Annotated in this window: 14 protein-coding genes; 3 read left to right on the top strand and 11 right to left on the bottom strand. The window is 58.8% G+C overall.

Going from position 1 to position 12,729, the window contains the following annotated elements:
- Window positions 1-2: 2 nt before the first annotated feature.
- Window positions 3-1,751, top strand: coding sequence for an alpha-L-fucosidase (locus tag SCM96_06415; protein ID MDW7760254.1), 1,749 nt, complete (start codon window positions 3-5; stop codon window positions 1,749-1,751).
- A gap of 21 nt (window positions 1,752-1,772) precedes the next feature.
- Here SCM96_06415 and SCM96_06410 read toward each other — a convergent pair whose 3' ends face one another.
- The 9 genes from SCM96_06410 to ffh all read right to left on the bottom strand — a co-directional run bounded on the left by SCM96_06410 (window position 1,773) and on the right by ffh (window position 9,199).
- Window positions 1,773-3,884 (bottom strand): tetratricopeptide repeat protein, encoded by a 2,112-nt coding sequence (locus SCM96_06410; protein ID MDW7760253.1) that lies wholly within the window; start codon window positions 3,882-3,884, stop codon window positions 1,773-1,775.
- Window positions 3,881-4,555: a ribonuclease HII gene (locus tag SCM96_06405; protein ID MDW7760252.1), complete on the bottom strand. Its 675-nt coding sequence runs from the start codon at window positions 4,553-4,555 to the stop codon at window positions 3,881-3,883. Before SCM96_06405 ends, SCM96_06410 begins: the two co-directional genes overlap by 4 nt.
- 79 nt (window positions 4,556-4,634) lie before the next feature.
- Window positions 4,635-4,976 carry a 50S ribosomal protein L19 gene (gene rplS, locus SCM96_06400; GenBank protein MDW7760251.1) on the bottom strand — a complete coding sequence of 114 codons (342 nt, stop codon included), beginning with the start codon at window positions 4,974-4,976 and terminating at the stop codon, window positions 4,635-4,637.
- Window positions 4,973-5,686, bottom strand: a complete 714-nt coding sequence (trmD, locus tag SCM96_06395) for a tRNA (guanosine(37)-N1)-methyltransferase TrmD (GenBank protein MDW7760250.1) — start codon at window positions 5,684-5,686, stop codon at window positions 4,973-4,975. Before trmD ends, rplS begins: the two co-directional genes overlap by 4 nt.
- Window positions 5,676-6,197 carry a ribosome maturation factor RimM gene (gene rimM / locus SCM96_06390; GenBank protein ID MDW7760249.1) on the bottom strand — a complete coding sequence of 174 codons (522 nt, stop codon included), beginning with the start codon at window positions 6,195-6,197 and terminating at the stop codon, window positions 5,676-5,678. The genes trmD and rimM overlap by 11 nt, the downstream gene beginning before the upstream one ends.
- Window positions 6,187-6,420, bottom strand: a complete 234-nt coding sequence (locus SCM96_06385) for a KH domain-containing protein (GenBank protein ID MDW7760248.1) — start codon at window positions 6,418-6,420, stop codon at window positions 6,187-6,189. The genes rimM and SCM96_06385 overlap by 11 nt, the downstream gene beginning before the upstream one ends.
- Before the next feature lie 19 nt (window positions 6,421-6,439).
- Window positions 6,440-6,703: a 30S ribosomal protein S16 gene (gene rpsP / locus SCM96_06380; GenBank protein MDW7760247.1), complete on the bottom strand. Its 264-nt coding sequence runs from the start codon at window positions 6,701-6,703 to the stop codon at window positions 6,440-6,442.
- A gap of 98 nt (window positions 6,704-6,801) precedes the next feature.
- Entirely contained in the window at window positions 6,802-7,866 is a 1,065-nt protein-coding gene (locus SCM96_06375; GenBank protein ID MDW7760246.1) for a lipid A deacylase LpxR family protein, read from the bottom strand.
- A 7-nt stretch (window positions 7,867-7,873) separates the two neighbouring features.
- Complete coding sequence (ffh, locus tag SCM96_06370; protein ID MDW7760245.1) at window positions 7,874-9,199, bottom strand: signal recognition particle protein; 1,326 nt, start codon at window positions 9,197-9,199, stop codon at window positions 7,874-7,876.
- 341 nt (window positions 9,200-9,540) lie between these two features.
- On the opposite strand from ffh, the gene accB reads away from it, so the two are divergent.
- Both accB and accC read left to right on the top strand, forming a co-directional pair.
- Window positions 9,541-10,053 (top strand): acetyl-CoA carboxylase biotin carboxyl carrier protein, encoded by a 513-nt coding sequence (gene accB / locus SCM96_06365; GenBank protein MDW7760244.1) that lies wholly within the window; start codon window positions 9,541-9,543, stop codon window positions 10,051-10,053.
- 6 nt (window positions 10,054-10,059) lie between these two features.
- Window positions 10,060-11,424 carry an acetyl-CoA carboxylase biotin carboxylase subunit gene (accC, locus tag SCM96_06360; protein ID MDW7760243.1) on the top strand — a complete coding sequence of 455 codons (1,365 nt, stop codon included), beginning with the start codon at window positions 10,060-10,062 and terminating at the stop codon, window positions 11,422-11,424.
- Here accC and SCM96_06355 read toward each other — a convergent pair.
- Window positions 11,372-11,917 (bottom strand): hypothetical protein, encoded by a 546-nt coding sequence (locus tag SCM96_06355; GenBank protein MDW7760242.1) that lies wholly within the window; start codon window positions 11,915-11,917, stop codon window positions 11,372-11,374. The genes accC and SCM96_06355 overlap by 53 nt on opposite strands.
- Window positions 11,914-12,720, bottom strand: coding sequence for an inositol monophosphatase family protein (locus SCM96_06350; protein ID MDW7760241.1), 807 nt, complete (start codon window positions 12,718-12,720; stop codon window positions 11,914-11,916). Before SCM96_06350 ends, SCM96_06355 begins: the two co-directional genes overlap by 4 nt.
- Window positions 12,721-12,729: the final 9 nt, after the last annotated feature.

Genomic DNA, 12,729 nt, shown 5'->3' with positions numbered 1-12,729 from the left:
TCATGAGGCCATCTTTCAGGCAACGGCGGTTGATCGCCGCCTTTCTTCTTGTGGCCGGGACGGCACTCTCCGTCTCCGGGCGGGAGCGGCCCGCGGTCGATCCGGACCGGACGGAATGGTTCCGCAACGCCAAGTTCGGCCTTTTCATTCATTGGGGCCCCTACGCCATGATCGGACGCGAGGAATGGGCCCGCCAGCTTCTGCGGATCCCCCACGCCGAATACCAGAGAATCGCATCCGGCTTCAATCCCGTCCACTTCGACCCCGACGCCTGGGTCCGCCTGGCCGCGGAGGCCGGAGCCCGGTACATCGTCATCACGGCCAAACACCACGACGGTTTCTGTCTTTTCGACAGCGCCCACACCACGAACACCATCATGAACACGCCTTACGGCCGGGACATTCTGGCCGGGCTGGCCGCGGCCTGCCGCCGAAACGGCATGCCTCTGGGTCTCTACTATTCCATCATGGACTGGCATCATCCCGACTACCTGCCCCGCCGGGACTGGGAAACCGACCGGCCGGCCGGCAACGCGGATTTCAATCGCTATATCGACTTCGCCCAGGCCCAGATCCGGGAGCTCATTGAAAAATACGACCCCGCCATCCTCTGGTTCGACGGGGAGTGGGAGCATTCCAACGAGGATCAGCGGGCCGACGAGTTCGAGCGCCTGATCCTCGATCTCAATCCGAACATTCTGATCAATGACCGGCTGTTCCGAAGAGAACCCGGCCGGGGGGATTTCGGGACTCCGGAGAATTTCGTCCCCGCGACCGGCTGGCGCGATGAGGACGGCACGCCCCGGCTTTGGGAAGCCTGCGCCACCATCAATTATAACGGCTGGGGTTACAACCGTTATGAAACGGAATTTCACAGCGCGCCCCAGATCATCCGAAAGCTCGCCGAAATCGCCGGCAAGGGCGGCAATCTCCTCCTCAATATCGGCCCCGCTCCCGACGGAACCATTCAGCCGGAATTCGTCTCGCGCCTGAAAAGCGTTGGCGAGTGGCTGAATAAAAACGGCCCGGCCGTCTATGACACCGGTCCCGGCGTTTTTGAAAGACTCCCCTTTTTCGGCAGTTCCACAGTCAAGGACAACACCGTCTACATCCACATCATGGGCCGTCCGCCCGACAACCGGATCCGGTTGCCCGGTTTGAAGTCGTACCTCAAAAAAGTCACCATGCTGGACAAGCCGGAAAAGAATCTCAATTTCCGGCGCATCCGGAATGATATCGTCGTCACCCTTCCTTCGCCGCTTCCCGATCCCGACGTTTCGGTCCTGGTTCTCGAATTCCAGGGCGAACCCCGCGTCGATCCCTACGAGATCGAGCCGGACAACACGGGCCGGATCGAGCTCCCGGTCTATCTGGCCGATCTGCAATCGCGCATGGGTCAGCGGGCCTACCTGGACGATTTTTTCGGAAGGGTCATGCTGGCGAACTGGCAGAACATCAGCGATTATCCGGAATGGACCTTCTCCCTGAAGCGCGGGAGACATTACGAAATTCAGGCGTCCTATGCCAGCCAGTGGGGAGGCCGGAGTTCCTTCGTCGTCGAGATCAATGATGAGATCCGAATTCCCGGTACGAGCGGAGATTCGCCGAGCATCTACTATCCCGCGACATTTTCCCTGGGAACGGTGCGGCTGGATCCGGGCCGGCACACGCTTCGCTTTCGGATCACCTGCGTGGTCAACAACAACGCCCTGAAACTCGAAAACGTCGTGCTCGTGCCGCTTTCCCGGTGACGATCCGGCCGGGAACACGGATCAGGGGGTCTTTTCCAACCTCTTGATTTTCGTGGAAACGTTCCGGAAGGTCGGGTTCCAATCCCGGATTTTCCGGTAGATCCAGAGCGCCTTGTCCGGGTTTTTGCTCTCCTCCATGAGTCCGGCCAGATCGAACTCGAGGGCATGATAAACATCCGTCCCTTCGCGGGTCAGCTTCATGGCCCGGGTCAGACATTGTTCCGCTTCCGGAAAGTTCTTGTTTTTGCGATGGCAGCGGCTGAGAGCATGGTAGCTTTCCATGGCCCGTTCCTTGTCCCGGGCGGCCAGAAGAAACTCGTCGACGGCTTCGGCAATCAGTCCGAGTTCCATGAAGGCGACGCCGAGCTGAAAGCGGACTTCGGCGTCCTCTTCGGGAACCTTGGCTTTGACGTCCTTCCGGAAATCATCGACGATCTGGGACAGATCTTTTTCGAACTGAATGGTCAATCCCTTGGTCTGGCGGTCCCGGACGGCCTGGATGAGCCGCAGCTCATCATCCAGCCGCTGAGTCAGATCAAAATAGGCTTGGGTCTCCGCTCCGCGGCCGTCCAGAGGAACGATTTCGCTGATGTCGGAGAAAACCTCCATCGCCCCGACTTTTTCTTCCACGGAGTCCGTTTCAGGAACAGGCGCGGACACCCGGCGGCGAGCCTCCTGAATCCCGGCGTCGATGGACGTCGTCTCATGAACCCTGTTGAGGATTTCCTGTTCGTCGAGCTGTGTCTGGGCCTGATCGAGGAGTTCGAGCTTTTCGGCAATCCGGGTATCCCGGGGATAGGTCATCTTCAGGGTTTCCAGAATACGCCGGGCGTTGCGAACAAGACCCTGTTTGATATAGATATCGGCCTGGGACAACGTGGATTCGATGAGCAGGCTGTCCTTTTCGGGAGGAGGTACGGGTTCCGGCTCCGCAGCCTCCTCTTCTTCCGTTCGACCGATGTCCTGCTTGGTTTTATGATAGGCCTCCGCAAGGTCTTCATCCTCGGGCCGGATCTGGATCAATTCCTCGAGAACGGCCAGGGTTTTTTCCGTCGGCGGCTCCTTGCTCAATTCTCCTAGAATGGTCCGGTCGACGATTTCGAGACGATCGAAATCCCGGGAAGCCCTGTAGATCGAAGCAAGCTTCTCCAGAGCCGGGAGATAAATCCTCTGGTCGGCCAGAATGAGCCCCAGCAGGCCCACGGCCTGTTCTTCCCTGTTTTTCTTGACGAGGTTGTTGACCAGAGGTTCAAAGAAGTCGAAGGCCCGATCCGGATTGCCGCGGAGGATGGCCAGGCGGCCAAGCTTGATCCGGGAGTTGACGTTCATCGGGTTCGATTCCAAAATGTCCGAAAAAGCTTTCTCGGCCCTTTTGAAATCGCCGTCCTCGAAATGCAGGTTGCCGAGAAGATTGAGGAGCTGGGGGTTGTTCTCATCCGCCTTGAGTCCCTGTTCAAGAATCTGCACGGCCTTTATCCGGTCGTTTTTCCTTTTGTAAACCTCCATGAGGTCGGTGATGATGCGCAGAGACGACGGCAGCATCCCCCGGGCTTCGAGCAGAACCTTTTCCGCCTTGTCCGCAAACCCGTTCTCCAGGTGTTTTTCCGCGATGTCGGCGAACATTTCGACGGCGGCCTCGATGCGGCCCTCTTTTTTATAGAGCGCCGCCAATTTTTCGCGAACGGGAATATCCTCCCGGTCGATGCGCGCCGATTTTTCGTAGGCGGAAACGGCGGCCGGAACTTTGTTATTGCGAAGGAACCGTTCGGCGGCTTTGGCGAAAGTGTCCTTGGCATCGGAAACGAATCCCTGCCGCCCGTAGAGATCGGCCAGATTGAGGGCGATCTCGGGATCGTCGGGCTTCATCCTGAAGACTTTTTTATGAATGGCCAGGGCCTGCGAATACAGACCTCTTTTTTCATATTCCGCGGCGACCCGTTGATAAGCCTCGATCGCCCGGCTCTCATGTCCGATGCGGACATAGAGGTCGCCGATGGTATTCAAAACCCCGATATCGGACGGATCGCTCTCGGCCAGCTTTTCGTATTCGGCCGCGGCCTCGCGGAGCTTTCCCCCCTTGATCAGTTTTTCAGCCGATTCCAACACCCGGATTCTGTCCAATTTGGCATTCATGTTCGCCTGGACCCCCTCTTGACAGCCATGATCGTCGCGGCCCCGGCGCCGGCAGGATTCGGCCCGAGAAAAAAACTTCGTCTGTGCAAAGGCGTCGGCCCCGCTTTCTCCAGAGCCAGGAAATGCTGCGGGGTTCCGTATCCCTTGTTCCGGGCGATCCCATATCCGTCAAACAGCGGATCCATCTTCCGCATCAGTCCGTCGCGAAACACTTTGGCGACCAGAGACGCCGCGGCAATGGATACACTCAAACGATCGCCTCCACAGATCCCCATGTGATGATATTTTACATCTCTCAGGGGAAACCCGTCAACAAGGAGAATGTCCGGAGCCCGCGGAAGAGAGGCCACGGCCCTCAACACGGCCAGCCTTACGGCTTGAAGAATGTTCAGGGCGTCGATCTCCCGGTTTGTCGCCTGACCGACGCCGGCCATATCCGCCTCCCGGAGAATCAATCCGGCCAACCTCTCCCGCTCGGCCGGACGGACACGTTTGGAATCATCGATATCCGCCATCCATTCCGGAGCGGCCCCGGCGTAAATCCGGGACGGAAAAACGACGGCGGCGGCGACGACGGGGCCGAACAGGCAACCCCGGCCGACCTCATCCACACCGGCGACGGATCGATGCCCGCTCTCCAGAACTTTTTTTTCGAAGGAAAAATCGGCCACTTCCGGGTCTGTTCGCCTTCCGCCGCATGTGCCGGCCCCCGGAAGCCGGACCCTCCGGGCCTTCCGAAGGCACTCCCGCTCAGCGGGCTTCCTTGAGGCGGGCGGCTTTTCCTTTGAGATTTCTCAGGTAATAGAGCTTGGCCCGGCGGACCTTCCCCTTCCGGGCCACTTCGATTTTGCTGATCATCCGCGAGTGCAGGGGAAAAACGCGCTCGACCCCCACGCCGAAGGAGATCTTCCGGACTGTAAAGGTTTCCTTGGGACCTTCGCCCTTCCGGCCGATCACATCCCCAGAAAAGATCTGGATGCGCTCCTTTTCGCCTTCCCGGATGATGACGTGAACCTTGACGGTATCGCCGACGTTGAATTCCGCGATATCGCTCTTTTTCTGTTTATCCTCGACCAGTTTAACCAGGCTCATGATGTCGTCCTTTCTTTATCGATGTTATCCATGTTTGTCTTCTTCAGCAAATCCGGTCTCGTCCGGGCGGTTTTTTCCATCGCTTTTTTCCTGCGCCATTCCTCAATGGCCGCATGGTCTCCGGAGAGGAGGACATCGGGAACCGCCAGGCCCCGGAAATCCCGGGGGCGTGTGTATTGGGGATAATCGAGAAGACCGTCGTTGAACGAGTCCCTCTCGACGGAACCGGTTTTGCCGACGACGCCGGGAACAAACCGGGAGACGGCATCGACAACGACCATGGCCGCCGGTTCCCCGCCGGTCAGAACGTAATCGCCGATGGAGATTTCTTCGTCGGCCAGATGCTCCGCCACTCTTTCGTCCACGCCTTCATACCGCCCGCAAATCAGGATGACGCGGCGGAGCCGGGCCATCCGCCGGGCCGTTTCCGCTGAAAAAAGGGTGCCCTGGGCCGACAGAAGATAAACGGCCGCCTCTTCGTCCCGGCGGAGCGATTCGACGGCGCAAAAAACCGGCTCGGGCTTGATCACCATGCCCTCGAGTCCGCCGAACGGACGATCGTCCACCTGGCGGTGTCTGCCGGCGGCGAAATCTCTCAAATCATGCACACAGATCTCCAACAGGCCTTCGGCCACGGCTCTCCGGATAATCCCTCCCGATAAAAACCCCGTGAAGATTTCGGGAAAGATGGTAATTATATCAAATCTCATTCAGCTCCAAAAGTCCCTCGGGCGGATCGATCCGGATTCTCCGGTTGTCCGGATCGATCTCGACACAGATGTCCTCCACGAAAGGAATCAGATACTCCCTTCCGGATCCTTCGATCACAAGGAGATCCGAGGATCCGGCGGGAATCAATCCTTTCACGACGCCGAGAGACCGGCCCGACACCGTTTCGACGCCGGCGCCGATAACCTGAAAATCATAAACACATCCCTCCCGGGGAGGGAGAAAGTCCGTGGCTTCAGCATAAATCCGTCGTCCCGCCAAGGCGTCGGCTTGGGCCAGATTATCAACGCCCTCGAGTTTCAGGATCGGGACATTCCGGTCGAGGCGGAGACTCTCGATACGATATTTCTCAACCCCCTCTTTTTCCTCGACAAAAACCGACGACAAGCCGGCTTTCAGGGAGTCTTTCGCATAGAGTCTGAGCTTGAGTTCGCCTTCGGTCCCCTGGCTCCTGAGTATCCGGCCTATGCCGACAATGTCATCATTTTTCAATGATTTCGAGATTGAAACGTCTCTTGAGTTTCATCCCGGCGGCGCCGAGAATGATCCGGATGGCCCGCGCCGTCCGGCCTTGTTTTCCAATGACCTTGCCGAGATCTTCAGGAGCGACCTTGAGTTCCAGGATAGTGGTCTGTTCTCCCTCGAGCTGGGAAACCAGGACTCTATCCGGGTCGTCGACAAGAGCCTTCGCGATCAATTCAACGAGTTCCTTCACGGTGGCCTCCTTCTTTTACTTATGACTCCTGAGCACCTTTTTTTTCGGGTTTGATGACTTTGTTCAAGAGGGATCGAACCGTGGGGGACGGTTGGACGCCCTTGGCCAGCCAATTCCGGGCTTTTTCGACGTCGATCTTGACATCCGCCGGATCCGTCAAGGGATTATAAGTTCCGATCGTATCCAAGGCCCGGCTTCGCGTGGCCTTTTTCGAATCCATGACGACGATCCTGTAGCAGGGACTCTTCTTCGCGCCAAATCTCATCAGTCTCATTGTGATCATTGTGCAACCTGTTTTTTATTGAAATGATTGAAAATCATAGCCAAATTTGCCCGCCAAGTCAACACCGGTCGATTCGTCATAGGGCCCTATCCGCGCAATCAGAGGTTGAGGGAGAGGTTGAAAGCCCCGAAAATCTCCAGGTAGGTCTGGCCGACAAACCGGCGGCTTCTGAGGACATAGGCGAAGCTCGCCCGCACCCGGTCTTTCCGGAAGACCAGCCCAAGGGCCATATCGGCGACGAGAGGCCGCTTGACGACCCTGTGGCTTTCCCGGAAGGTGTTGCCGTCGAGAAAGATATCCCGGGCCACGGCCTGGGCTTCGAAAACCGCGAACGCATGAACGGCGCCGGGAGCGCCGGATGTCCGAAACCCGTTTTCTTCGCCGATTCCGGTACCGCCGCCGCCCGGCAGGATGAAGGACGACCCGAAATCCCGGGGAAGATTTCGGCCGGCCCGGATTTCGAAGCCGGCTCCGGCGCCGGTCACGGCATTGGAGATCCGGCCATGCGCCCTGACAATGGCGTCCCAGTCGAAAACCCCGGTCGGATCCGGCTTCCGGACCTTCCATTTGCGGTCGGCGCCGAATCCAAGGATCAGCTCATTCTTGATCTGGTTCGACCAACCCTCGGGCCGCGTCCAACCGAAGGTTCTGTGGAGGAATTTCTGCACATCCCCGCCCAGAGAGGCGGGGCCGACAACTCCGATCGTCGCTTCGAATCCGTCCAGAACGGAAGGACCCCGCGCGTAGAAGCCCAGTGTTCCGTAAATGAAGCCCGCATAGGGCCTGTCATCGATGATGAGATTGCGCCGCCAGATGTCATGCGGAGTAAAAATGTTCTGACCGAAGCTCAAGGACAAATAACGGCGGGACACGGGAGTTGCGAAAAAAGGCAGTCTGCGGGCCAGATTCCCCAACAACCCGGTCAAAGGCAGGCGGCCGGGTCCCGGGCCGATCTCCGGTGAAAGCCAGACCAGTTTGAAACCGTTCGTATAGCCGCGGTCGGTTCCGGCAAAAATGTCGTTTTCCACATGGAGTCCGATGGTTCCGGAGGCCTTGCGGGATGTCCCTTTTGCCGACTCCGGGCTTGCGGCCGTGCCGGGAATCGCTGCGAAAGCCAGGACGGCCAGAAGGCCCGCCGTCGCAAAGACATCCCTGGATATCATCAAGGTCTCAGCCGAAACGGGACATCAGTTTCCGGAAGCGGGGCTCCCGGATCATCTTTTGCATATCGGCAAAATGCTTGAGAAGCTGGTTGACTTCATGAACCGGACGGCCGCTTCCTCGGGCGATGCGGCTCCTTCGCCGGCCGTTCAGGATCCGGGGATTCCTCCTCTCCTCCGGTGTCATCGAGTTGATGATGGCTTCGAAATGGAGGATTTTCCGGTCGTCGTCCGGAAGAGATGCCGCTTCCTTGAAAAGCCCGGACTTGGGAAGAAAACCCAGGATCTGGGATAAAGAGCCCATTTTCCTGATCTGGACTATCTGGCTGCGGAAATCCTCGAGTGTGAATTCCCGGCGGCGGATTTTTTGAAGGGCATCCTCCGAGGCCTGAAGATCGGCCTGCTCTTCGGCCTTTTCGATCAGTCCCAGAATATCGCCCATGCCCAGAATGCGGGCAGCCATTCTTTCCGGATGGAAGACTTCGAGCTGATCGGGCTTTTCTCCGACGCCGCAGAACTTGATCGGTTTTCCCGTGACCGAGGCGATGGACATGGCGGCGCCGCCGCGGGCGTCCCCGTCGAGCTTCGTCAGGATGATCGAAGTCAAACCGATGGTCTCGTCGAAAGCCCGGGCGCTTTTGACGGCATCCTGGCCGGTCAGCGCATCGCCGACAAAGACGACTTCGGAGGGCCGGAGAGCGGCCTTGACGCGCCGCAGCTCATCCATCAGGTCCGCATCGACATGAAGGCGTCCCGCCGTATCCACGATCAGAGGGTCGAAGCTTCTGTTGGACGCATACCGGAGGCACCCATCCAGAAGTTTCTCCGGGCTTTCGCCGCTTTCACGAGGCCTCTCATAGAAAGGCAGCCCCAGCCCTTCGGCGATGGTCCGGAGCTGGTCCTGGGCGGCCGGCCTTTTGAAGTCCGTGGACACCAGAAGCGGGTTTTTGCTCATTTTTTTCGATGTGAAACGGGCCAGCTTGCCGCATGTCGTTGTTTTTCCGCTTCCCTGAAGCCCGACGATCATAAAAACCGAAGGGGGGCGGGAGGCGAAAACCAGAGGTTTTTCCGTCCCGCCGAGCACGACGGCCAGCTCGTCCCTGACGATCCGGATGACCTGATGGGCGGGCGTCAGGCTGCGAAGCACGTCCTCGCCCAGGGATTGGGTCCGGACTTTTTCCTCGAACTCCTTCACCACCCGGTAATTGACATCCGCTTCGAGGAGGGCAAGGCGCATCATTTTCAGGGCCTCGGCCATGTTTTTTTCCGTGACCTTGCCCTCTCCCTTGAGAAACCGCATCATCGCGCCCAGGCGCTCGGATATCTGGTCAAACATCGTGCAATTCTCCGCTTCTCCTTCAGACTACGGCAAACCCCTCCCAAATTCAACCTAATCTATTCTAACAAAGCCTATCTGCACTCTTAATCATGCACGGAGGCTTCCGCGGGGCGCAGGGGGGATCTCGGAGAAAGCCGTCGGAGGGTCGAGCGGGCACGGATCCGAGACCGCAGGTCGAGGAGAGCGAGACCCGGAGTCGGAGTGGACGGGACTCGCCGGGGCCCGGACACGTCTTTCGAAGAGATTCACCCGAGCCCTTAAAGCGGAAGCCGCAGGAATCTTGACTTTTAGAGGGGTTGCCATTAAGGTATATCTACTTTAAGGAATGGAAACAACACATGAGTCATAACGCCAACCCTTCGTCTTCGGAAGACGCGCGCCCGGACCCCCGTATCGATTTCGATGAAATCCGGCGGGTCATCACCCTCCTTGAGGAACGCAATCTCTCCCATTTCGAACTGGAAATCGAGGGTTTCAAAATCAAGATCAGCCGCAACGTCGCTTCCCCACAGGCGCTTGTCGCCGCCGTTCCCGTCGGACCGCAATCATCAACAGCATCCGGCGCCCAACCGATCGAACAGACCGCCGCCCCGGACAGGGACTCCGGCGGACACATCGTCGCTTCGCCCATGGTCGGCACGTTTTACCGCGCTCCGAACCCCACGGCCTCTCCCTTCGTTGAGATCGGGGACGTCATCAAGAAAGGGCAGACGCTCTGCATCATCGAGGCCATGAAACTGATGAACGAGATTGAAGCCGATATCGACGGCATCGTCACGGACATCCTCGTCGAAAACGCCAAGCCGGTCGAATACGGACAAAAGCTGTTCTCGATCCAGCCCCAACTCTGACATCCGATGATCTCCAAAATTCTGGTCGCCAACCGCGGAGAAATCGCTCTCCGCATCATCCGTTCGGCGCGGGAGCTGGGCATCAAGACCGTGGCCGTGTTTTCGGAAGCCGACCGGCAGTCTCTCCATGCTCTTCTGGCCGACGAGAGTGTCTGCATCGGCCCCGCCAAGGCCTCCGAAAGCTATCTCAACATCGCCGCCATCCTCAGCGCGGCCGAAATCACCCGGGCCGATGCCGTCCATCCCGGATACGGGTTTCTCGCGGAAAACGCCCGGTTCGCCGAGATCTGCGAAACGACCGGAATCACCTTCATCGGCCCCCCGGCTTCCATCATCCGGCTCATGGGAGATAAAAATCAGGCCCGTCAGGCCATGAAAAAAGCCGGGCTGCCCATCATCCCCGGAAGCGAGCAGACCGTCCGGGACGTCGCGGAAGCCCGTAAGGTCGCCCAGAAAATCGGTTTTCCGATCATTCTCAAGGCCTCATCCGGAGGCGGGGGCAAAGGCATGCGCATCTGCCACTCTTCCGCCCAGCTCGACGAACAGTTCCCGATCGCCCAGGGAGAGTCCATGGCCGCCTTCGGGGATATGTCGCTCTACCTGGAAAAATACATCTCCGGGGCCCGGCATATCGAAATCCAGGCCATCGGCGACAAGCACGGCAAGGTCATGGCTTTCGGCGAACGCGAATGCTCCGTTCAGAGGAAATACCAGAAACTCATCGAGGAAACGCCCTCGCCTTTCGTCGATGAAAAGCTTCGGAAAAAGATGATCAAGGCCGTCGAATCGGCGGCGTCGTCCATCGGTTACCAGAGTCTGGGCACCTTCGAATTTCTCATGGACGCCCAGAAGCAGTTTTACTTTATGGAAGCCAACGCCCGGGTGCAGGTCGAACATCCCATCACCGAAGTCGTCTACGGCATCAACCTGATCAAATCGCAGATCAACGCCGCCGAGGGCACGCACCTCAATTTCCCGGCGGACATGGCGATGCGCGGCCACAGCATCGAGTGCCGCATCAACGCCGAGGATCCCGAGACGTTCATTCCCTCGCCGGGCAAAATCGACTTTCTCGTTCTTCCCGGAGGAGAAGGCATCCGGGTGGATTCGGCGGCCTACGGAGGATGGCCGATTCCGCCGGACTACGACTCGCTTGTGGCCAAGATCATCGCCTCGGCCCCCACCCGGGAGCTGGCCATCCGGAAAATGCGGGCCGCCCTGGAAACGACGACCATCGTCGGCATTCGCACCAACATCCCCCTCCATTTGAAAATCCTCTCCCATTCGGATTTCCTGGCCGGAAACATCGACACCCAGTTTATGGAGAAGTTTCTGGCCGGTCCCGACGGGAACGGGCCAGATCGACCGTAAACGCGCCGGCGTTGTCTTCGAAGACGTTTTCGTTGATGCCCAGATGCAGCCGTCCGGCCAGGGGCATGCGGACCCGGGCCGAGGCTCCGATCCTGAAATAACGGACGATTTCCTCCCGGATTTCCTCTCCCGTTTCCTCATCTTTCTTGATCCCCACCAATTGAACGACCTTGCCGATCAGGGCCCCGATGTTTTCATCGGGAAGAGGCTGCTGGACGGAGCGCATATCGTAGCCGTCGGGCCCGCAGACGGCCACAGGATTCCCGACCTGCAGGGAAATGCGACCCGTCGCGGAAAAAACGATGTCGTCGTCCTCCTCGACGTCACGGCCGGTGTCGACCCATCCGGCCGCGCCCGGAACAATTACCCGTGTCAGGAATTCCGGCTCGCCCGGAGGCTCGAGGATTTCCTGAGAGGACAACGGATGCTCCGCGGAAAGAACCGCGAACACGACACAGAGCCAAAACCGAACCGCGGCCGGGTCTCTCTTCACGGCGCGGTCTCCCGATCCGGAAAATCAAGAATTTTTTTCATCTCCGCATGAATCCTTCCGTTCGAAGCCAGGGTTTCCAAATCGCCGAGCCGGTATTCCCCGCCCGAAAAATCCGTGACGATCCCGCCCGCCTCCCGGATCATGAGAACCCCGGCGGCCGTATCCCACGGTTTCAATTTCAATTCCCAGAATCCGTCGAACCGGCCGCAGGCGACATAACAGAGGTCGATGGCTGCCGATCCGCATCGCCGGATGGCCTGGGCGCGGACGAGGAAACGATTGAAATGGCCGATGTTGTTCGATGGGCTGTTTCTGACGTCATAGGGGAAACCCGTGGCCAGAAGACTGTGCTCCAGGTCCTCGACGGCGGACACCCGGATTCTTCGGCCGTTGAGGAAAGCGCCCTCTCCCGCGACAGCTTGGAAAAGCTCGTTCCGCATGGGGTCGAAAACGACGCCGAGGCGCACGTCGCCCCGTTCTTCAAGAGCGATCGAGACGGAAAAAACGGGGAATCCGTGCGCGTAATTCGTCGTGCCGTCCAGGGGATCGATGACCCAGCGGAAATCGGAACGGCCGGTCCGCCGGAGATCTTCCTCGCCCAGAAAACCGTGTTCCGGAAAGGCCCGGGACAGACGTTCGAAGATGAGGCTCTGAGCCCCCCGGTCGAAATTGGTCACGAGATCCAGGGAGCTCTTGTAGGTGATCTCACGTTCGGCCTCGATGTTGTCGCGGAGATAGCGGCCCGCCTCCCGGGCCGCCTTCACGGCTTCTTCCAAAAGAGTCGTTTTCAGGCCGGACGTCATAGCCGAATC

This window comes from Acidobacteriota bacterium, assembly GCA_033549365.1.
Classification (GTDB): Bacteria; Acidobacteriota; Aminicenantia; order Aminicenantales; family Saccharicenantaceae; genus JAWSUF01.
This window is presented reverse-complemented; position numbering and strand designations above follow the sequence as displayed.